This window comes from Microbacterium altimontanum (genome assembly GCF_058349865.2).
In genome coordinates this window covers 231135-249602 of sequence record NZ_JBYRJB020000003.1, presented here as the reverse complement: position 1 = coordinate 249602, position 18468 = coordinate 231135, and the positions used below count along the sequence as shown (strand labels likewise).

The 18468-nt window shown below is 66.7% G+C and carries 24 protein-coding genes, 1 tRNA gene and 1 pseudogene; 17 read left to right on the top strand and 9 right to left on the bottom strand.

Annotation, left to right across the window (positions count from 1 at the left end):
- Positions 1-81 precede the first annotated feature (81 nt).
- The gene (locus tag AC3RX1_RS05980) at positions 82-2067 is read left to right on the top strand and encodes an ArnT family glycosyltransferase (RefSeq protein ID WP_491500327.1); all 1986 of its coding nucleotides are present in this window, start codon (positions 82-84) and stop codon (positions 2065-2067) included.
- A 1-nt stretch (position 2068) separates the two neighbouring features.
- On the opposite strand, the gene AC3RX1_RS05975 is transcribed toward AC3RX1_RS05980, so the two are convergent.
- From AC3RX1_RS05975 to AC3RX1_RS05965, 3 genes are all read right to left on the bottom strand, one after another.
- On the bottom strand, positions 2069-2344 hold the full coding sequence (locus tag AC3RX1_RS05975) for a hypothetical protein (protein WP_491500326.1): 276 nt from the start codon (positions 2342-2344) through the stop codon (positions 2069-2071).
- A gap of 113 nt (positions 2345-2457) precedes the next feature.
- A complete protein-coding gene (locus AC3RX1_RS05970; protein WP_491500325.1) occupies positions 2458-2661 on the bottom strand; it encodes a cold-shock protein in 204 nt (67 codons plus the stop codon).
- Between the two features lie 267 nt (positions 2662-2928).
- Positions 2929-3390, bottom strand: a complete 462-nt coding sequence (locus AC3RX1_RS05965; protein ID WP_491500324.1) for an anthrone oxygenase family protein — start codon at positions 3388-3390, stop codon at positions 2929-2931.
- A 319-nt stretch (positions 3391-3709) separates the two neighbouring features.
- On the opposite strand from AC3RX1_RS05965, the gene AC3RX1_RS05960 reads away from it, so the two are divergent.
- A complete protein-coding gene (locus AC3RX1_RS05960; RefSeq protein ID WP_491500323.1) occupies positions 3710-4120 on the top strand; it encodes a hypothetical protein in 411 nt (136 codons plus the stop codon).
- Between the two features lie 105 nt (positions 4121-4225).
- On the opposite strand, the gene AC3RX1_RS05955 is transcribed toward AC3RX1_RS05960, so the two are convergent.
- On the bottom strand, positions 4226-4456 hold the full coding sequence (locus tag AC3RX1_RS05955; RefSeq protein WP_491500322.1) for a hypothetical protein: 231 nt from the start codon (positions 4454-4456) through the stop codon (positions 4226-4228).
- Between the two features lie 108 nt (positions 4457-4564).
- Here AC3RX1_RS05955 and AC3RX1_RS05950 point away from each other — a divergent pair, with 108 nt between their 5' ends.
- The 15 genes and pseudogenes from AC3RX1_RS05950 (at position 4565) to AC3RX1_RS05880 (ending at position 13760) form a co-directional block, all read left to right on the top strand.
- Entirely contained in the window at positions 4565-4792 is a 228-nt protein-coding gene (locus AC3RX1_RS05950; RefSeq protein WP_491500321.1) for a hypothetical protein, read from the top strand.
- Complete coding sequence (locus AC3RX1_RS05945; protein ID WP_491500320.1) at positions 4789-5031, top strand: hypothetical protein; 243 nt, start codon at positions 4789-4791, stop codon at positions 5029-5031. Before AC3RX1_RS05950 ends, AC3RX1_RS05945 begins: the two co-directional genes overlap by 4 nt.
- 14 nt (positions 5032-5045) lie before the next feature.
- Complete coding sequence (locus tag AC3RX1_RS05940; RefSeq protein ID WP_491500319.1) at positions 5046-5597, top strand: hypothetical protein; 552 nt, start codon at positions 5046-5048, stop codon at positions 5595-5597.
- Between the two features lie 66 nt (positions 5598-5663).
- Positions 5664-6230, top strand: a complete 567-nt coding sequence (locus AC3RX1_RS05935) for a hypothetical protein (RefSeq protein ID WP_491500318.1) — start codon at positions 5664-5666, stop codon at positions 6228-6230.
- Positions 6231-6528: 298 nt separating this feature from the next.
- Positions 6529-6729, top strand: coding sequence for a helix-turn-helix domain-containing protein (locus AC3RX1_RS05930; RefSeq protein ID WP_491500317.1), 201 nt, complete (start codon positions 6529-6531; stop codon positions 6727-6729).
- 61 nt (positions 6730-6790) lie between these two features.
- Positions 6791-9196 carry a phage/plasmid primase, P4 family gene (locus AC3RX1_RS05925; protein WP_491500316.1) on the top strand — a complete coding sequence of 802 codons (2406 nt, stop codon included), beginning with the start codon at positions 6791-6793 and terminating at the stop codon, positions 9194-9196.
- Between the two features lie 131 nt (positions 9197-9327).
- Positions 9328-9444: pseudogene (locus AC3RX1_RS05920) on the top strand (HGGxSTG domain-containing protein); the annotation flags it as partial.
- Positions 9445-9492: 48 nt separating this feature from the next.
- Entirely contained in the window at positions 9493-10014 is a 522-nt protein-coding gene (locus tag AC3RX1_RS05915; RefSeq protein WP_491500560.1) for a hypothetical protein, read from the top strand.
- Complete coding sequence (locus AC3RX1_RS05910) at positions 10011-10226, top strand: hypothetical protein (RefSeq protein ID WP_491500315.1); 216 nt, start codon at positions 10011-10013, stop codon at positions 10224-10226. Before AC3RX1_RS05915 ends, AC3RX1_RS05910 begins: the two co-directional genes overlap by 4 nt.
- 203 nt (positions 10227-10429) lie before the next feature.
- Positions 10430-10813, top strand: coding sequence for a hypothetical protein (locus AC3RX1_RS05905; RefSeq protein ID WP_491500314.1), 384 nt, complete (start codon positions 10430-10432; stop codon positions 10811-10813).
- Positions 10813-11184, top strand: coding sequence for a hypothetical protein (locus tag AC3RX1_RS05900; protein WP_491500313.1), 372 nt, complete (start codon positions 10813-10815; stop codon positions 11182-11184). Before AC3RX1_RS05905 ends, AC3RX1_RS05900 begins: the two co-directional genes overlap by 1 nt.
- Positions 11181-11948 carry a recombinase family protein gene (locus AC3RX1_RS05895; protein ID WP_491500312.1) on the top strand — a complete coding sequence of 256 codons (768 nt, stop codon included), beginning with the start codon at positions 11181-11183 and terminating at the stop codon, positions 11946-11948. The genes AC3RX1_RS05900 and AC3RX1_RS05895 overlap by 4 nt, the downstream gene beginning before the upstream one ends.
- A gap of 18 nt (positions 11949-11966) precedes the next feature.
- Positions 11967-12218: a hypothetical protein gene (locus AC3RX1_RS05890; RefSeq protein ID WP_491500311.1), complete on the top strand. Its 252-nt coding sequence runs from the start codon at positions 11967-11969 to the stop codon at positions 12216-12218.
- 23 nt (positions 12219-12241) lie between these two features.
- Positions 12242-12520: a hypothetical protein gene (locus tag AC3RX1_RS05885; RefSeq protein WP_491500310.1), complete on the top strand. Its 279-nt coding sequence runs from the start codon at positions 12242-12244 to the stop codon at positions 12518-12520.
- Positions 12521-12563: 43 nt separating this feature from the next.
- A complete protein-coding gene (locus AC3RX1_RS05880) occupies positions 12564-13760 on the top strand; it encodes a tyrosine-type recombinase/integrase (protein ID WP_491500309.1) in 1197 nt (398 codons plus the stop codon).
- Here the strand turns inward: AC3RX1_RS05880 and AC3RX1_RS05875 are convergent.
- The 5 genes from AC3RX1_RS05875 to AC3RX1_RS05855 form a co-directional block, all read right to left on the bottom strand.
- On the bottom strand, positions 13757-14602 hold the full coding sequence (locus AC3RX1_RS05875) for a hypothetical protein (protein ID WP_491500308.1): 846 nt from the start codon (positions 14600-14602) through the stop codon (positions 13757-13759). The two genes, AC3RX1_RS05880 and AC3RX1_RS05875, sit on opposite strands and share 4 nt — an antisense overlap.
- Positions 14603-14741: 139 nt before the next feature.
- A tRNA-Gln gene (locus AC3RX1_RS05870) sits at positions 14742-14813 on the bottom strand.
- A 70-nt stretch (positions 14814-14883) separates the two neighbouring features.
- A complete protein-coding gene (gene gltX / locus AC3RX1_RS05865; RefSeq protein WP_491500307.1) occupies positions 14884-16398 on the bottom strand; it encodes a glutamate--tRNA ligase in 1515 nt (504 codons plus the stop codon).
- A gap of 12 nt (positions 16399-16410) precedes the next feature.
- Positions 16411-17682 (bottom strand): MFS transporter, encoded by a 1272-nt coding sequence (locus AC3RX1_RS05860; RefSeq protein ID WP_491500306.1) that lies wholly within the window; start codon positions 17680-17682, stop codon positions 16411-16413.
- On the bottom strand, positions 17679-18446 hold the full coding sequence (locus AC3RX1_RS05855) for a fumarylacetoacetate hydrolase family protein (RefSeq protein WP_491500305.1): 768 nt from the start codon (positions 18444-18446) through the stop codon (positions 17679-17681). The genes AC3RX1_RS05860 and AC3RX1_RS05855 overlap by 4 nt, the downstream gene beginning before the upstream one ends.
- Positions 18447-18468 lie beyond the last annotated feature (22 nt).

The following is an 18468-nucleotide window of genomic DNA, read 5'->3' as shown; positions in this document are numbered from 1 at the left end:
GACGGCTGCCCGGCATCCGCCACAGGCCATTCATAACCGCCGCAGGGGGCCTGCTTTTGCGGCGTCGCTAGCTTCGCCTGCATGACGACTCTCGCCCTCTCTGACGCTCCCGGGCTGCCGACGACATCGACCTCCCGCGCCGCGCGGCCGCCGCGCCTCTGGGCCGGCGGTCTCGTGACGCTTGCCGTGGCGTCCGCCCTCCTGACGATCTGGGGATCGTGGGAGGGGTCGCGCTCCGACTATTACGCGGCGATCGCGGTCTCGATGAGCAAGAGCTGGCCGAACTTCTTCTTCGGCGCGTTCGACCCCGCGGGGACCGTCACGCTCGACAAGATCCCGGGCTCGTTCTGGATCCCCACCCTGTTCGTGAAGCTGTTCGGCTTCTCGACGTTCACCGTGGTGCTGCCGAACGCCCTGGCCGCCGTCGCCACCGTGCTGGTGGTCGCGATCACCGCCCGCCGCCTCGCCGGCACGGCGGCGGGTCTCATCGCCGGCGCTGTCGTGGCGTCGACGCCGATCCTCGTCGCGGTGTCACGCTCGAATCAGCCGGAGTCGTTCTTCGTCCTCGGCCTCGCGCTCACCGCCTGGGCGGCCGTGCACGCGATCCAACGCGCGCAGCTGCGCTGGCTGATGCTCGCGGGCGTCTTCGTCGCGGCCGCGTTCCAGTGCTACATGCTCGAGGCGTGGGCGGTGTGGCCGGCGCTCGCGGCTGCATACCTCTGCACGCGCCAGCCCCTCACCCGCCGCATCTGGCACCTTCTCGTGGCCGGCTTCACGAGCGCCGGGCTCTCGGTCGCCTGGATCGCGACCGTGGCGCTGATCCCGGCATCCGCTCGCCCGTACATCGGCAGCACCCTGCACGACGACCCGTGGGAGATGGTGTTCGGGTACAACGGGCTCGGGCGCTTCGGGCAGGCAACGGCGGATGCGTCGGCCTACAACTCGTTCACGCCGGGCTTCTCCGGCGATGCCGGAGTGCTCCGGCTGTTCAACACACAGCTCGCCGGTCAGATCGGGTGGCTGGTTCCGGCCGCCCTGCTCGCGGTCGCCGTGCTGATCGCGCTGCGGGTGCCCGCGCGGGTCTGGGTGCTGATCGGCGGGTGGCTCGCGACGTTCCTCGTCATGTTCTCGGCCGTCGCCGGGATGCACCAGTTCTACACGGCGGCGCTCGCGGTTCCCATGGCCCTTGCGATCGGCGCCGCCGTCGGGCTCTCCCGGCAGCGCGACGTGCGCTGGCCGCAGATCGCGCTGGTGGCGGTGAGCGCCGCGACGGCGGTTCCGATCGCCCTGGTGTACGGCGGCTATTCCGTCACCGTCGCGGTGGTGCAGGCGGTGCTCGCCGCCGGTGCGATCGCGTTGATCGTCGTCGGCCGTCCCGAGCGATGGATGCGTCGCACCACCGCTGCGCTCACCGTCGCCGCCATGCTCCTGACGCCGACCGCGTGGTCGATCGTGACGCTGTGGCACCCGAGCGCGACGAATCCCGTCGCGGGCGGTGTGAGCGATATGTCGGGGCTCGGCGGCGGAGGGCGTTCGTTCGCCTTCGGCGGCCAGAATCAGCCGGGGTTCGGTGCGCAGGGCCCCGGCGGACAGGCGCCCGCTGGGCAGGGGCCAGGCGCCGGCAATGGCGGGATGCCGCCCACGCTCAGCGGTGGCGGAGCACCGGCGGGAACACCGAACGGCGGGCGGTTCGGCGGCGGTCTCACCGGCAGCGCCGATGACAGTGCGCTGCTCTCCTACGTCGAAGCGCACGCCGGTACGGCGAAGTACGCGGTGGCGGTGTTCGGCGCGCAGGCCGCGGCGCCTCTGATCATCGGGTCGAACGGCGCCTCGGTGCTGCCGATCGGCGGGTTCAGCGGGAATGATCCCGTGCCGTCGCTCGATGCGTTCACCGCCATGGTCGCGGCCGGAGACGTGAAGTACGTCGTGACGTCGGGTCGCGGCGGCGGGTTCGGCGGGCAGGGCACCACGACGTCGAGCCAGATCAAGGCATGGGTGGAGAGCTCGTGCACCGCCGTGGCCGACGCCGATGTGACCGGGCTCTACGACTGCAGCGGCGCGCAGTGAGTCAGGATGCCCGCACGCTGAGGAGTTGCCAGCCGTCCGGAACGAGAGCGTGCAGTCCGTCGAGGTCGGATGCTTCGATGTCGCGTGTGCCGTCACGGCGGGCGATCTTCGCGTTGAGGATGATCCTGGTGGATGCCTTCGCCATGGTGGCCGCGGCATCCGTCAGCACCCAGCCGTCGGGGACCTGTGCCATCACTGCGGCGCGTGCCTCGTCGATGCTGTCGGCCTCCACCGTGAGTTCGCGGACCTCGACGGGACGGATACGGCCACTCAGCATGACCCCAGCCTAAGCCGCGCGCCGCGTCCGAGCCGGCAGCGCGGGCCGGGAAGCACAGACGGGTGGCAGCGGAGGGACGATACCCTCGCGCTGCCACCCGTCCCGCGTCGGGGTCAGATCACCGTGATGTTGGCGGCCTGCATGCCCTTCTGCCCGCGCTCGGCGTCGTACGAGACCTTCTGGTTCTCTTCGAGGTTGCGGTAGCCGTTGCCGGTGATCGCACTGAAGTGCGCGAACACATCGGCCGAGCCGTCGTCGGGAGCGATGAAGCCGAAGCCCTTTTCGGAGTTGAACCATTTGACGGTGCCAGTGGCCATGACGTCATTCCTTTGTTGTCTGGACCATGGAAGTGATCCGTGAAGCCGCGACGGTCTCGCCGCGGAGCTTGTGAGTGGCGGAGGTGCGCGATTCCACGCACCCGAGAAAGCCGCCGAGTCGAATACCTGCCCGGACATGTCCGGGCCCAGAAGCCGGTTCGGAGGAGATCCTCCGACAGAAACGAGACTTCAACTGCCTAACACCATCGAGCCTACAGGAGCAGACGCAAAGGCGCCTCATCGACCGTGCGCGAGCGGCGCCGACCGTCAGATGACGAGCGCGGCGGCGAGAGCCGCAGCACCGGCGATCGAGGTCCAGCCGCGTGCGGCGTTGGCGCGCCGCCAGCCGCCCTCGAATGATGCGAAGGCCGACGCATCCGTCGCCGACGCGGGGGCGAGCCGGTTGTTCAGCGGCACGTTGACCGCCGCCGTGATCACGAAGCCGACAAGACCCGCCGCCGCGCCCGCGATCGCGAGCAGCGCGTCGACGCCGGGAAGCGAACCGAGAACGAGGAGGCCTGCCGCGAGGCAGGTGAGCGCGGAGCCGACAAAGACCACCATGAACAGGGAGCGGGTCGCGCGCACGTTGATGCGGTTCATCACTCCGGTGGCGCGCGGATCGCCATGCAGCGCCGGCATGACCATCGCCGAGAATCCGAGATAGACCCCACCTGCCGCCGCCGTGGTGATGGCCGCGAGAATCAGGATGACATCCGTCAGCGTCTGCACCCTCGTGAGCGTACCGGCTCCCACGGACGCGGGGGAAAGCAAGAACCCCGGTTCTCCGTCGTGATGCGGAATTCCGGGGCTTTCTGTCTTGCTGGGGTACCTGGACTCGAACCAAGAACAACTGAACCAGAAGGGGTCAGGCATGGGCCTTCCGCGAGAACCAGGGCTGACCAGCGTTGACCGATGATACCCGTTCTCGCCCGAGATCATGCGGAAGTCCGGCGACCCCTGGTCATCGGTGGTCAGCGCTGGGCAGGCGAGGTCGGAGGGGTTCCGGAGGGGTTCTGTCCCGAGTGGCCGACCAGTAGGCTCGGCCTCGATGGATGTCTGGATCTCGGGTGGGCTCGCATTGGTCGGCGCGATCGCTGGCGTCCTCTTGACGACCTATCTGACGCGGGCCACCAAGCGTCGCGACTCAAAGCGAACGCGGATCGAAGAAGCATTACGTCGCGTGAGCGCCGCGATTGCCGCTGGAACGTTCGCCACCCGCGTTGCAGCCACCAATCCTCCCGAGGCTGTCAACGGCTCCGACCTCAGCGACCTAGAGGTTCGGCTCTTCATCGGCAATCTGGAGCGCTACTACACGGCGCTGCACGACGCCCGTCACGCGGTGGCCATGCTCGCCGCCGACAACGTTGACATTGGCGACTCGTGGAAGCTAACCGAACGGTTCCAGGACGACCTCGACAACCTGTACGAGCGGCTTAAGACTCTGTTGTCGACCATCTAAGCGACAGGCGCCACGCCTGCCACACGAGAACGGCCCGACTGTCCGGATGTACCGGAGTCGGGCCGTTCTTCACACCCTGGCCATTCTCGTGGGCGCGGTGGGCAGTTACGGACGGAAGCCAGGCGCCAGCTGAACCGACTCCGGGTCGGGGTTGGTGAACGGGTCGTACTCGGCGACCACGTTCTCGCCGGGGCGACCGGGTCGGAGGCCTTCGGAGCGCAACAAACGGGCGCGCTCGCCGGGGCTGAGCTGGCGAGGCGTACCGGCTGGCGTGCGGTAATTGCCGCCGTCACCGCCGCCGTACTCGCTGGGCTGGTCGTAACGCTGTGCAGACATTGTCGATTCCCTTCGGTCGATGCCTTCAAGACTGCTCTTCGGCAACATGTGTGACTCCCGCTGGAGGAGAGTTCCGGTTAAGCGAACGAAAACGAACAGGAGGACGAAATGGCTCGACCGAACACCCTTGGCGAGGGCAGCGTCGTCGTCAAGGCGGACGTGCCCGCTGGCGTCGGCAAGGCGCTCGACGCGGTCGTGAAGATGACCGGCGCGACCCGAGCCACCGTGCTCCGACAGGTGATCGTCGCAGGGCTGGAGCCGTACGCGCTCATCAACCCCGAGATCGCCGCCGCACTACCCAGCACTACCTACAACACGAAGGAGAAGAACCAATGACACTGCCCGGCACTGAGCTGCCCGCCTACCCGAAGGTCGGAGGCGCCACCGTCACACGGCTGAAGAACGCACGGAAGAAGTACACCGACTCGGCCGACATGATCGACGAATCGCTCGCACTGGCCGAGCGCAAGTTCGAGGAAGCCTTCGCCGACTCGGACCGCCGCGCCGCCACGCGAGACCGCATCCGCGCCGCCGACAAGAAGAACCGCGAGTCCGCTCGCCTCAACCAGCGCTGAACAGGAGCACCACCATGACGAACACACAGCGAGCCAGCACGACGCCGCCAGACATGTCCGCTCAGGACATCCCCGTCACCACCAGCCGCGCTCGTGACTACGGCGGCACGCTCGCCAACACCCTCGGACCCGGCGTGCTGGACCGCGCGCGGCGGGCGGCGCGAGAGCAGGCGTACCCGAACTCGGAGACTGAGCGGCGCTACATCGCGGCGATCGACCGCGCGGCATTCGACAAGGTGCAGATCGTGGAGCGCAGTCTGATCGACAACGCCGAGCGCGACCTGCAGAGCAACGCGCGGCACCTGGAGGCGGCGGACGACCTCTTCAACGAGGTTCACGCGCTCGTCGTGCGGCTGGAACGTGGCGAAGACCCGGACGCGCTGGCGACCGAGTACCGCAAGCTCGTCGGTCGCGCGAAGGTCGTACAGTCGCGTCTCGCGTCAGCGGTGCGGTCGGCCGACTTCTACGGAGAGAAGGTCCAGGACCCGTATGCCGCCGCGCAGCACACCATCAGCAACCTGCCGATGTCGTCGGGGTTCCAGCTCGACCCGACGCCGTACATCTGAAAACAGATCGGCCCCGGCGCAGTGTATCCAAGGCTGCGCCGGGACCTCGACCCTGAAAGAATCGCGATGACCATCACTCACCCGACACAAGAAGTCTACGCTGACCGGGGAATCCCCGCGTTGCGGTTCCCTTGGGAGCCCGCGACAGTCGAATCCTGGAACCTGCCACCGGAGCCCCGCGCTGTCATCAGCAAGCGCACTCCGATGCAGCATCTGCCGGCCATCGCCCTGGCCACGCTCCGCTACCTGGCGCCGCCGCTCGACGGCATCGTGCCGGAGTCCTGGGGCATCGTCACCGAGGCAACGTGCCGCCTGGCGTTCTGGCGCTGGCAGGGGCACAAGCGCTCAGCCTGGTTCATCGCCGAGCAGCTTCAGTCCGTCTACTGGCCGCTCAGCAAGCCGGTGTTCGGACGCTACCGCACGTTGCAGGCTGACCCCTGGCGCGGGCTCGAACTGATCCGCCTCACGGACGAACGGTCGATCGGCGCGGTGGAGTGGTACTGCGATGTGCCGCGCAAATTCGACCCGTACGCCTTCGAGACCATCCGCCTGAAGTACGCCATCGAGAGGTTTTCACCTTCTCCCCAACACGCGAACCAGCAGAACCAGCACCCCGGTGCCACCGCAGGGTAGAGTAGGGTCACTGAATCAACCCGGTTCGCCGGATCGAAACATGTAGTACCAGCAGTACCGCTGTCCGATGGCTCCCTGGGGGATGACCGGAGGCTCGCGGCAAGCGAAGTTCCGAGTGGAAAGTTGCTGCCCCTGGCGACAGGGCTCAGCGAGAACGCGCCGGTCTCTCGAAGATCAGACGGACGCTCCGAACCGTTCAGCCGAGCAGTGGATCCCATTTCGACATTTCTGTCGAGGGGTCCAGCTCGGCTTTTGTCGTTTCTGGACCTCTCGACTCTCCACCGAAGGAGGGTCCATCGTGGCCACCGAACATCTCGTCCTTGAAGACGACAGGCTCTACACCAACGAGCAGACCGCCGAACTGTTGGGCATCAGCCCTCGACAGGTCATCCGCCTACGCCAGTCCAAGCGGCTCGGCTGTGTCCGCATCAGCGGTGCAGCAGTCCGGCACAAGGGTTCCCAGATTCGCGCCTTCATCGACGCCGCAACCGAAGACTGACCGCCATCCACCAGAGGGGCACACCAAGGCTCTGCTCTCATCCAATGAAGAAGGAAAGAACATGAAGAACGACAAGCCGAGGCGCGCGACCGACGAGGATGTGCAGGTCTGGCAGCTCCAGCTATCGCAGAGCAACAAGATTCGCGACTACATTGCAAGTCGCGGTGTCAGCCGGACGACCATTCGCGACATGGCGATCGGTTACGACGGACGACGCATAACATTCCCAGTTCGCGACTCCAATGACGAGCTCGTGAACGTGCGCCGGTATCTGCCGAATGCCCCTGAGGGTGTGGACAAGTGCATCAGCGTGGCCGGCATGGGATCGCCTACGCGGCTGTACCCGCTGTCCATTCTGAATCGCAGCGATGAGTACGTGATCGTCACCGAAGGTGAACACGACGTGCTGTCGGCGATCTCCAGAGGGTTCGTCGCCGTCATCGGCACCAACGGTGCAGGATCAGTGCCGCGCGGGGCTCAACTCGAACCTCTCCGCAATCGTGACGTGGTGCTCGTCTTCGACGGTGATGGCGCGGGGCGAAAGGCCTCGCAGAAGTGGGCACGCTCGCTGGAGGGCATCGCCCAGCGCATCCGAGTCGTCGTGCTCGACAAGGGCACAGACCTGAACGACCTCATGCGGACCAAGAACGGCGCAGATCGGTTACGCGAGATGGTCGCCGCGACGCCCGAGGTTGGAGGATCGTCGTTCGGGCATGGCCGTCCCACCGCCGAGTTGCTGCGCATCGCATTGCGCAAGGTGACCGAAGACGAGGAAGGTCGCAACGAGACCGGGTTCTGGCTGGCGTGCCAGCTACGCGACGAACGCTACACGTCTGAGGAGGCGTGGCCGGTCGTGCAGGAGTATCAGAGCACTGTCGAAGATCTCAAGGACCCCGCGTATGAGGAGCGAGAGGCGCTGGAGTCGCTGCGATCGGCGTACAACGGCGAAGCGCGGAAGCCATCGGGCAAGGGGCTGCCCAACGACGCCAACGACGAGACTCGCTTTGCCGATAGTCCGCTGTCGCGTTACGTGGCCGAACGTCTGCGCGGCGAGTACGCCTTCACCGAGACCGGGTGGCTGCGCAACACCGGCAAGGTGTGGTCGCCGTGCACGCAGGTACATCTGACCCGCATCGTGCAGGACGAGCTCGACCGGCTGTTCGATGTGGAGCGCAGTGGTGGTGCGCGCCTTCAGGACATCAAGGCGTTGCTGTCCAAAGCGAAGATCGGAAACGTTCGTGACCTTCTCGCGGGTCTGTTGGAAGAGTCCATTCTGTCGTGGGACAACCATCCCGACCACCTCAACTGTCTCAACGGTGTCATCGACTTGCGCACCAAGGATCTGTTGCCGCATGCCGGGTTCCGCTGGACGATGATGGCACCGGTCGAGTACGAGGGACAGCTCAACGACGACGAGTGGGATGCCGTGCTCGACGCCCTGCCCAAGGATGTGCAGGGGCACGCCCAGTGTGTTTTCGGACAGGCGATCACCGGTTACCCGCCCGAGGACGACCGTGGCAACTTCCTCGAAGGTGGTGGTGGCAACGGCAAGGGCACACTGATCGACGCAATCACCACGACCGTCGGATATAGCGAGGGGGACACTGCGCCAGCGTTCGCCGGACCGCTGCCCGAGAAGGTGCTGTTCGCTCAGCCTGGGAACACGCCTGTCGAGGTACTGCGCCTGCGCGGTCGTCGGATCGTGGTGCACGAGGAGCTGCCCAAGGGCGAGCTAGTCGTCAAGCGTCTGAAGGAGCTCCTGGGCACCAAGAGCATGGACGGTCGTGCTCACTACAAACAGGGCGAGTCGTTTCCAGTCACATTCAATGTGGTCTTCACCACCAACCATCGCCCAGTGATCCCCGAGAACACCTTCGCAACATGGCGTCGGTTCCGCTTGTGGCGATTCCCCTACACATTCGTGGACAAGCCGCGTCGAGGAACGGACGAGAAGCAAGGTGACCCCGCATTGCGCGAGCGCTTCCGGCACACCCCGGAGGCGGTAGTACTCGGCTGGCTAGTCGAGGGTGCCTATCAGTGGTACAAGAACGGTCGTCGTCTGCCTGCCGAGCCACAACGCCTGATCAACGACCTTCGATCATGGCAACTCGAATCCGACGACGTGCTGCGCTTCGTCAATGAACACTTCGACTATGCCCCCAAGGGCATGGTGCTCGAATCCGAAGTGTGGGAAGCGGCGAGCGCCTGGTCCGAGGCACATGGCAATGCCCGATGGGGACGCCGCGACTACGCGAAGAAGTTCGTGGAGCACGAGGAGCTGGCTCGTCACCGTGTACGCAAGGTTCGCAAGCGTCTATCGGCCGAAGCCGAGCGACGTGTGTCCCGAAGGCCGACCACGGTCGGACCGAAGGTTCGAGTCATCGGTGCAGAAGAAGTCATTTCTGACAATCCGAGACTGTTTCTGGGTCTCGTCTGGAAAGACAAGATCCCCGGAAATACGCAGTAGAACCGACCGAACCGAGTGATACCTAAACTCCCCCTAATACTTCCTCGCGAACGACTTAGATATCACTCGGTTCGACCGGTTCGGGCGATCAGTACTCAACGATCAACACAACAACGAAAGGTTGCAAAGTCATGACGAGAAAGGGTCTGGACCGGATGAACTCCGGGACCGTATGCACTGCACGTCGGAGGAATGGAACTCCCTGTTTGAACTACGCGATCAAGGGCAGTACGGTGTGTCGACTCCACGGTGGTGCCGCACCCCAGGTACGTGCAGCGGCGCAGGTGCGCATTCTGATGGCCAGTGATCTGGCCGCGAAGAAGCTTGTCGAGATGCTGTCTTCGCCCAAGGTGGACGACCGCGTCAAGTTGGCCGCTGCGAGGGATCTGCTGGACCGGGCGAACCTGGCAGGTACGCAACAGGTCGAGGTCGGCATCACCAAGAAGACGTTCGAGGAACACGCCGCAGACATGGTGATGGACCTGGACGTCGACGATGAGGACGAACCACAAGAGTCCAACGTTGTGGATGCCGAAGTGATCGAAGACGAGCCCGCGCCGCGCACGCGATTCGACAAGGGTGCCTTCCATGAAGCGGAGCAGTCCGCGCGTGCACGGTCGTCCGAGCATCGCGGTATGACCGCCCGCGACACCGCCCGGCGTGCTGACCTGCTCGCACAGGAACAGCGCGCCCTTCGGCAGACCGCCCGCGACCTGGACGACGGCGGTCCTGAATCTCGGATGACGCGCGAACAGCTCATGCTGTCCCGCGAGCGCGGTGACAACATGTCCAGCCGAGGCAAGGGGCGGAGGCGATGAGCACCGATCTGGACGCCCTGCGCGCTACCCGCGCCGCCGAGGTAGCCGAGCAGGAGCGGGTCATGGCCGAGCAGCAAGACCGCGAAGACGAAGTGCTCTCATCCGTGCGCGCCGCCGAGCGGGCTCAGACCGAGGCACGACTCGCCGCCGCCGACCAGGCTCGCCGCGAACGTCGCGGTGCTCGCATCTCGGACGCCGACTTCGGCTCGTAGGTGTCCGGGAGGCTCACAGGGCTGGTCGTAGCCACACGAGAACGCCCGCCGGACTACCCCGGCGAGGGTACGGCCAGTCCGATGAGCCCTACGCCCACGTAGCAATTGTTTGCTTTCGTACATACGTTCGAGGAGACTTTCCTCGCCGCCAGTTCGCCCGAAATGGCGGCAACCCCGAAAAACCAACGGCCGAAGGACCGGACATGACCACCAAGAAGGCAACCACCTCGAACCCCGCACCTCTGGCTCAGTATGCGACCAAGGAGGCCAGCGCGCTCATCGAGAGCTACTGCGACTGGATCGCCGAGCAGACCGGCAAGCGTCCGGACCCCTGGAGTGTTTACGTCGGATCGCAGTTGCGCGGGCGGTTCCAGAAGAGCGACGGCAACCAGAAGCGGCTCGCGGCCGAGGCCAAGGCTCGTGCTGCGCGCGACGCGAAGAACGCCTCACCGAAGCCTGCACCCAAGGCGAAGCCTGCCTCGAAGGCGACGCCGAAGCCCACGAAGAAGGGCTCAACGATGGCAACGAAGGAGGGTGTGGTGATCGCCGAGCAGCGCCACATCGACGCGACGAAGGCGGCTCAGTGATGAATCTGGACAGCTACTGGGCGGCATACGACCACACACTCCAGAGGGTGCGCACCGAGCGACCCGACACCTTCGCGGCGCTCAAGGCGATCCTCGACGCCTTCCATGAACCGTCCGCAGGCGACGCGTTCTTTCCAGGCGGGGCGGACGATGACCTCGCTGACGCACTGCACGACGCGGGCTGGGAGCTGCGCTTCACCGAGGGCAGCTACGTCTACACCGCGCGGCACCCCGCGACCGGCGCCACCATTCAGCACGTCGAAGGCGACATCTACAACATGCCGAACCGCTGGACCGACGCGCCGATGGTGCAGACCTACCCGGTGCCCGACATCGACCTCGACACCACGCCGAAGGAGGACAAGCGATGAACGCGATCATGTATCTGCGCGTGTCCTCCGCGAGCCAGCTTGACGGCTTCGGGCTGGACGTACAGGAGAAGGCCTGCCGCGCCTACGCGAAGGTGCACTGCATCCGGATCGTGCAGACCTATCGCGACGAAGGCGTGTCCGGCACCTTGGACGCCGGACAGCGCGAAGGGCTGATGGATGCCCTGACCGGCTTGCAGGAACCCGACGTGGAAGTACTGCTCGTTGCGCGGCTTGATCGCCTTGCCCGCTCCCTAACGGTGCAGGAAGCTGTGCTCGCCCAGGTGTGGAAAGCAAACCGCACGCTGCACGCCGCTGACATGGGCGAGGTCGCCCGTGACGACCCGGACGACCCGATGCGCACGGCCATGCGGCAGATGGTGGGTGTGTTCGCCCAGTTGGACAAGGGCATGTCAGTCAAGCGCATGCGCGACGGGCGCAAGGCGAAGGCTGCTCGGGGCGGTCGCGCTGTCGGCCCGGCGCCGTACGGCTACTTCGCCAAGGACGGGATGCTCTACCCCATCGACGAAGAGCAGGACGCGCTGGCGCGGATGAACGAGCTCCGCGCTCAGGGGCGCACCTGCAAGGACATCGCCGCGACGCTGGCCAACGAGGGTCACCCGACCAAGCGCGGAGGACGTTGGACAAGCCCGGTCGTCAGCCGCATCCTCGCCCGCCCGCCTGTGCCCGTGGTGCAGATCGCGGACACTGCCACCGACCACACCAAGGGACTCAACAAGAGCAGCGAGCGCACCCGCGCTGCATAACAACACAAGGAGAACACCATGTCCACTCAGTACACCCCTGGCGCAACCGTCACCGTCGGAGATGTGCAGCCCGGCGACACCGTCTATGCACGGCACGACCGGCGCACCAAGGAGCCGCTGGCGCCGGTTACCGTGCAGCGCATCCGGACGTCGCCCAACTCGAACCGGCTGCAACTCATCGTGCAGTCGCCGTATCAGGTGCAGTCACCGTGGCCGATGGGCTGGATGAACCCCACCCGCGAGTTCCGCCGGGCCGTCCCCGCCGCGTGACGATGATGCCGCTGCACCGGCCGATGCCACGGCGTAAGACCGAGGGCACGGAGTACAACCTGAACCCCGCGACTCGGGCTACCGAAGCGCGCCGCCTGCGCATTGGCGACGTGATGGTGCCCGAGCCGGGGTACCCGGTGGTCGTCACAGCCCTGCGCTGGGTGAGCGGCGAGCTCCGCGTGCGCGGGCGGTACATCTGGCAGGCGCCGGAAGAGACGGCCTGGTCCGTCGGCCACTACCTCGCTGCAGCGCGGCTGCAGGTCGCCTTGCCCGGCGAGTACCGCACGCCCCGCCACGACTAATTCGAATATCCGACTGCACACCACCCACACCAAGGAGAAGGACATGGCACATGTAAGAGAGGTCGCCCGTAAGGACGGCATCGCATACGAGGTTCGGTGGAAGGACGCCGACAAGTTCAAGCAACGCACGTTCACCGTCAAGCGCGCCGCCGAGCGGTTCGCGCTGAAGGTGGAGAACGACCTTACAGAAGGTCTGAGCACGACCGCGCTCGTCAAGAACGCGAAGACGTTCCGCGAGGTTGCTGAAGTCATGCAGGCGGCGCACGCCCACACACTGAAGCCGAAGACCCGACGCGACAACGCGGCGACGTACCGGCTGCACATCTACCCCGAGTTCGGGAACCGCCGAGTCAACGCCATCACGACGATGCACATCGAGCAGTGGCTGGCCGACCAGCGCGCGGCAGTGAGCGGCAAGACCGGCAAGCTCTATTCGCAGTCGAGCATCCGGACGCGGTACGTCGCGCTGTCGTCCGTGTTCAAGTACGCGCTGAGCCTGCGGCTGATCGCGGCGGACCCGTGCTCGCCGGTGCGCATCCCGAAGGTGGAACACCACGAACTGACATTCCTGACGCCCGAGCAGGTGGCGGCGATCGCGGACAATCTGGACGTGACGCACCCGGACGGGCTGATCGTGCAGTTCGCCGCCTACACGGGACTGCGCGCTGGCGAGCTCGAAGCGCTGCGCATCCGCGACGTCAACCTGTTCGCTCGGACGCCGTTCGTACGGGTGGAGCGGCAGGCGCAGTACTCCAAGGAGAACGGCTGGGAGTTCATCACCCCGAAGTCGCGGAAGTCCATCCGCAACGTGCCACTGAACCGCGTGCTGGTGAACCGCCTGCGCGAGCACTTGGAGCGGCACCCGCTCGCCAACGACCCGGATGCGCCGCTGTGGCCGGGACGGCGCCGAGGCGGTCACGGCAAGTCGCGTGGCGCGCTGGATTACACGATCCAGTTCAACCACGACAACCTGTACCGCAAGCACTTCCTACCGGCGCTGGCCGAGCTCGGCATCCCGGCTGTGCGCTGGCACGACCTCCGCCACTTCTACGCCAGCGCTCTCGCCGCCGCAGGCGTGCCCATCGAGCGCGCCGCGAAGTACATGGGCCACGAGGACATCTCGACCATGTACAAGCACTATCTGCACCTGTTTGACGACAGCCACACTGACGACATGGACCGCCTTGCGGCTGTCGCAAGCCGCCCCGCGCTCAAGCCGGTCGCGCGGCTGGGCATCTAAGGACGGCGCTGGAGCACACCCGACGTAAACCACTGCACGAGCGGCACGGCGAGCAGCACCGCGGCTTCGGCTTCGGGCTGTGTCGGCTTCCGATATCCGTTCCCGCCATGGCGGCTTTCCTGACCAATCCACAGCGCCTCTGCCATCTTCAACGGTACGTCAGCGTCGGGTGTCGGTAGGTCGAGCTTCCAGTCCTTCTGCGCCTTCATATCGCGAATCATTGTGCCGAGGGTGGCCTTCTTATTGTTCGGCGTGACAACGTGCGTGCCGGCTTCCTCGACCGCCTTGATGGCCTTTTCGTAGGCCTCCTCGGTATCGGGGCTGCGTCCGAACGCGGCGTGCCACGATTCCGAGAGCAGAACACCAGCCGAACCCGAGCCAGTAATGGTGCTCTCCGCCGCCTCAACAACACCCTCGGGAACGCGCTTCTCGAGGGAGGCGAATCCGGCTCGGCTGCCGACTCTCCACTCCGACCCTGCATCCGCGAGAAACTCTTCGAGCTTGGCGAGGGTTCCCCGCCAATCACCGGACCCTTGGTCTTCGATCTTGTAGATCAAGAAGTCGACGAAGTCAAGGAACTCCGCCTCTCCCATCTCAACTAGCAGCCGGTCAGCCCCGCCCGCGCGGAACTCATTGACAAGCGAGACGGGGCGTCGGATCGAGGTCTCATACTCGGCGAGCCATAGAAGGTTCGGCTTGCGCCCCTCCCCATATGGATACTCGGAGCCTTCATACGCCACGACCTCGACCCACGCGAGCAGGAAACGTCGAAGCCAGGACGGAACGCCAGGGTGCAAAGCCGCCAACTCTTCGGGGTCAGCCCCACGCCTATGCCAAGCCATTTCACTATTCTGGCCGAACGTACCGACAACCCGTCGCGTGACACGGAGGGGATCCGGAGGGGGTCGGCCTTCCGGCGGCTAACAAAGCAAGAGCCCCGGTTCCCCGTCGTGCTGCGGAATTCCGGGGCTGTCTGTCTTGCTGGGGTACCTGGACTCGAACCAAGAACAACTGAACCAGAATCAGCCGTGTTGCCAATTACACCATACCCCAAGGGGTTCCGGCCGGAGCCGCAACAGTCATCTAGTCTACGTGACGCGCGGCCCCGGTCCAAACCACGGGCTCACCGGGCGAGTCGCGCCGCCAGTGCGTCGAGACGGGCCAGCGTGCGCTCCTTGCCGAGCAGCTCCATCGACTCGAACAGCGGCGGCGAAACGCGCCGCCCGCTCACCGCGACACGCAGCGGACCGTAGGCGACGCGCGGCTTCAGCCCGAGCTCGTCGACGAGCGCGCGCGAGAGCCCCTCCTGCACCGCCGCGGCCGTGAACTCGGTCACCGGCACATCCTGCAGCGCGTTCACCGACGCGATGATGACCTCCGGCGCGTTCGGCGGCAGCCCCTTCATCGCGTCGTCGTCGTACTCCACCGTGTCGGTGAAGAGGAAGCCCAGCAGGCCCGGTGCCTCCCCCAGCAGCTGCATCCGCTCCTGCACGAGCGGCGCCGCAGCGGTGATCATCGCCTGCTCGTCGGGCGTGAGAACCTGTCCCACGACGCCGGCGTGCTGCAGATACGGCACCAGCCGCGCCGCGAAGTCCTCGGCCTCCAGCATCCGGATGTGGTCGCCGTTGATCGACTCGGCCTTCTTCTGGTCGAAGCGCGCCGGGTTCGGGTTGACGTCGGCGATGTCGAACGCCGCGATGAACTCCTCGAGCGAGAACACATCGCGGTCGGCCGACAGCGACCAGCCGAGCAGCGCGAGGTAGTTCAGCAGCCCCTCGTGGATGAAGCCCTTCTCGCGCTGCAGGAACAGATCCGCCTTCGGATCGCGCTTCGACAGCTTCTTGTTGCCGGTCTCCCCCAGCACCAGGGGCATGTGCCCGAACCGCGGCACGAACGTCGTCACGCCAGCGGTGATCAGCGCGTCGTAGAGCGCCAGCTGCCGGGCCGTCGACGGCATGAGGTCCTCGCCGCGGATCACGTGCGTCACGCCCATGAGCGCGTCGTCGACGGGGTTCGTGAACGTGTACAGCGCCTTGCCGCCCGCGCGCACGATCACGAAGTCGGGGAACGACCCGGCCGGGAACGTCACCTCGCCGCGGATGAGGTCCACATACGTCAGATCTTCGTCGGGCACGCGCAGGCGCCACGCCGGCTCCCGGCCCTCGGCACGGAACGCCGCCTTCTGCTCGTCGGTCAGGTCGCGGTCGAAGTTATCGTAGCCGAGCTGCTTCGCCCGCCCGTTCGCCTCGTTCCGCGCGTCGATCTCCTCGGCCGTCGAATAGCTCTCGTACACGAGCCCGGCCGCCTGCAGCTTCGCCAGCACATCGGCGTAGACGGGCGTGCGCTGCGACTGCCGGTACGGCTCGTGCGGCCCGCCCTTCTCGACGCCTTCGTCCCAGTCGATCTTCAACCAGGTGAGCGCCTCGACGAGCTGCCGATAGCTCTCCTCGCTGTCACGCGCCGCATCCGTGTCCTCCACCCGGAACACGAGCTTGCCGCCGGTGTGCCGCGCGTACGCCCAGTTGTACAGGGCAGTACGCACCATGCCGACATGCGGCAGGCCGGTCGGCGAGGGGCAGAAGCGGACGCGGACGTCGGCACCGGAGGCGGTCGTGGTCTGGGGATGAACGGTAGCCATAGCCCTTCGATTCTAGGCGGGCGCCGATCCCGTCCCCTCCCGGGCCGACGGCCGTCGCGCACGGCCGAGCGGCGACAGCGCCCCCACGACCGCGACGATCGCAAGCGCGCACAGCGCGAGTCCGCCGTAGCCGATCCACGACAGCACCACTCCCGCGACGATCGCGCCGACCGCCCCGACGAGGCTCATCACGAGGTCGTTGCGCCCCTGGCGGCGCGTGCGCACCGCCTCCGCCGAGGCCTCGGTGAGCAGCGCGGCTCCCGCCACGGTGGTCGCGCTCCACCCCAGCCCGAGCAGGATGAGCGCGACGGTGACCGCACCGGCCGAGTGCTGTCCGAGCGCGGCGGTGAGAAGCGCCGCCACAAGCAGCGCCTGACCGACGAGGATCAGCAGCACCCGGCCGAGCCGGTCGGCGAGGATGCCGAACACCGGCGACAGCGCGTACATCCCGGCGATGTGCAGGCTGATCGTCAGGCCGATGATCTCGAGCGTCGCGCCGGCGTGCACGAGATGCACCGGCGTCATCGCCATGACCGACACCATCACGCCGTGCGCGCCCGCGATCGCGAGCATGGCGTATCGCGCGGCCACGGGCCGGTCGGCATGCGCGACGGCGCGGGCCGCAGCGCCATGCTGCGCGCTCATCCGCTGCGCGAGCAGCAGCGGATCGGGCCGCAGCGCGACGAGGTACAGGATGACGCCGAGTCCCTGGGCGACCACGGTGAACACGTACGGCCCGGTGAGCCTCGGCATGTGCAGAGCGTCGCCGAGCACCTCCCCCGGACCGATGAGGTTCGGCCCGAGCACTGCGCCGATCGTCGTCGCCCACACGACCACCGAGAGGTCGCGGGCACGGGATGCGTCGGTGGCGAGGTCGGCCGCCGCGAAGCGCGACTGCAGGTTCGCCGCCTGCCCCGCGCCGATGAGGATGAACCCGGCGATGAGCGGCCAGAATGCCTCGAGACCGACGGCCGCCACGACGACTCCGACCCCCGCGAGGGCGACGAGCATCCCGGTCGCGAGCGCCGGACGACGACCGCCCCGCCGCGCGAGCGCCGCCAGCGGCACGGCCGTGAGCGCCGTGCCGAGGGTGACGGATGCCGCGGCCCAGCCGCTCAGCGCCTCATCGCCGCTCAGCTGCGCGGCGAGCACGGCGCCGAGCGACACCGTGGCTCCGAACGCCAGCCCGCCGAGGACCTGGCCGAGCGACAGCACCCAGATCGTGCGCCGCCGGGTCGCCGGCAGCTGCGCGGCGTCGGGCAGGGCGACGGCGGCGGTTCTCACGCAGCCCGTGCCGGGTTTCGCAGGAGACCGAGACCGCTGATCTCGACCTCGACGGTCTGCCCCGCGGTGAACGGACCCACCCCGGCGGGAGTGCCGGTGAGGATGACGTCACCGGGCAGCAGCGTGAACGCCGCGGACGCGTAGGCGATGATGTCGGCCACCGAGTGGATCATGTCGCTGATCGGTCCCGATTGCCGGACCTCGCCGTCGACACGCGTCGTCACGACGGCATCGCCCGCCGGGTCGAACTCCGTCTCGATCGCGGGCCCCAGAGGGCAGAACGTGTCGAAGCCCTTCGCTCGCGACCACTGCCCGTCGCTGCGCTGCAGGTCGCGAGCCGTCACATCGTTGGCGATCGTGTAGCCGAACACGTGGTCGAGCGCACGCTCGGCCGGCACGTTCTTCGTGACCTTGCCGATCACCGCGGCGAGCTCGCCCTCGAAGTCGACCCGCGACGACTGCGGAGGCAGCACGATCGCGTCGCCGGGCCCGATCACCGACGTGTTGGGCTTGAGGAACAGCATCGGCTCCGGCGGCACCTCGTTGCCGAGCTCCGCCGCGTGGTCGCGGTAGTTCCGCGCGATCGCGACGACTTTCGAGCGCGGGATGACGGGCGCCAAGAGAGCGACGTCGGCGAGCGGCACCCGCTCCCCCGTCGTGTCGAAACCGGCGAACATCGGGTCGCCGGCCAGCACGACGAGGTCGGACTCGTCGACGATGCCGTATTTGATGGACTCGTTGTGGCTGAAGCGTGCGATCCTCACCGGATCAGCCTAGAGCGGGAAC

Excerpts from the sequence above, each read along its gene's own strand:
- AC3RX1_RS05980 (WP_491500327.1), top strand. The coding sequence starts at position 82 with ATGACGACTCTCGCCCTCTCTGACGCTCCCGGGCTGCCGACGACATCG.
- AC3RX1_RS05975 (WP_491500326.1), bottom strand. The coding sequence starts at position 2,344 with ATGCTGAGTGGCCGTATCCGTCCCGTCGAGGTCCGCGAACTCACGGTG.
- AC3RX1_RS05970 (WP_491500325.1), bottom strand. The coding sequence starts at position 2,661 with ATGGCCACTGGCACCGTCAAATGGTTCAACTCCGAAAAGGGCTTCGGC.
- AC3RX1_RS05960 (WP_491500323.1), top strand. The coding sequence starts at position 3,710 with ATGGATGTCTGGATCTCGGGTGGGCTCGCATTGGTCGGCGCGATCGCT.
- AC3RX1_RS05955 (WP_491500322.1), bottom strand. The coding sequence starts at position 4,456 with ATGTCTGCACAGCGTTACGACCAGCCCAGCGAGTACGGCGGCGGTGAC.
- AC3RX1_RS05950 (WP_491500321.1), top strand. The coding sequence starts at position 4,565 with ATGGCTCGACCGAACACCCTTGGCGAGGGCAGCGTCGTCGTCAAGGCG.
- AC3RX1_RS05945 (WP_491500320.1), top strand. The coding sequence starts at position 4,789 with ATGACACTGCCCGGCACTGAGCTGCCCGCCTACCCGAAGGTCGGAGGC.
- AC3RX1_RS05940 (WP_491500319.1), top strand. The coding sequence starts at position 5,046 with ATGACGAACACACAGCGAGCCAGCACGACGCCGCCAGACATGTCCGCT.
- AC3RX1_RS05935 (WP_491500318.1), top strand. The coding sequence starts at position 5,664 with ATGACCATCACTCACCCGACACAAGAAGTCTACGCTGACCGGGGAATC.
- AC3RX1_RS05925 (WP_491500316.1), top strand. The coding sequence starts at position 6,791 with ATGAAGAACGACAAGCCGAGGCGCGCGACCGACGAGGATGTGCAGGTC.
- AC3RX1_RS05915 (WP_491500560.1), top strand. The coding sequence starts at position 9,493 with ATGGCCAGTGATCTGGCCGCGAAGAAGCTTGTCGAGATGCTGTCTTCG.
- AC3RX1_RS05910 (WP_491500315.1), top strand. The coding sequence starts at position 10,011 with ATGAGCACCGATCTGGACGCCCTGCGCGCTACCCGCGCCGCCGAGGTA.
- AC3RX1_RS05905 (WP_491500314.1), top strand. The coding sequence starts at position 10,430 with ATGACCACCAAGAAGGCAACCACCTCGAACCCCGCACCTCTGGCTCAG.
- AC3RX1_RS05900 (WP_491500313.1), top strand. The coding sequence starts at position 10,813 with ATGAATCTGGACAGCTACTGGGCGGCATACGACCACACACTCCAGAGG.
- AC3RX1_RS05895 (WP_491500312.1), top strand. The coding sequence starts at position 11,181 with ATGAACGCGATCATGTATCTGCGCGTGTCCTCCGCGAGCCAGCTTGAC.
- AC3RX1_RS05890 (WP_491500311.1), top strand. The coding sequence starts at position 11,967 with ATGTCCACTCAGTACACCCCTGGCGCAACCGTCACCGTCGGAGATGTG.
- AC3RX1_RS05885 (WP_491500310.1), top strand. The coding sequence starts at position 12,242 with ATGCCACGGCGTAAGACCGAGGGCACGGAGTACAACCTGAACCCCGCG.
- AC3RX1_RS05880 (WP_491500309.1), top strand. The coding sequence starts at position 12,564 with ATGGCACATGTAAGAGAGGTCGCCCGTAAGGACGGCATCGCATACGAG.
- AC3RX1_RS05875 (WP_491500308.1), bottom strand. The coding sequence starts at position 14,602 with ATGGCTTGGCATAGGCGTGGGGCTGACCCCGAAGAGTTGGCGGCTTTG.
- gltX (WP_491500307.1), bottom strand. The coding sequence starts at position 16,398 with ATGGCTACCGTTCATCCCCAGACCACGACCGCCTCCGGTGCCGACGTC.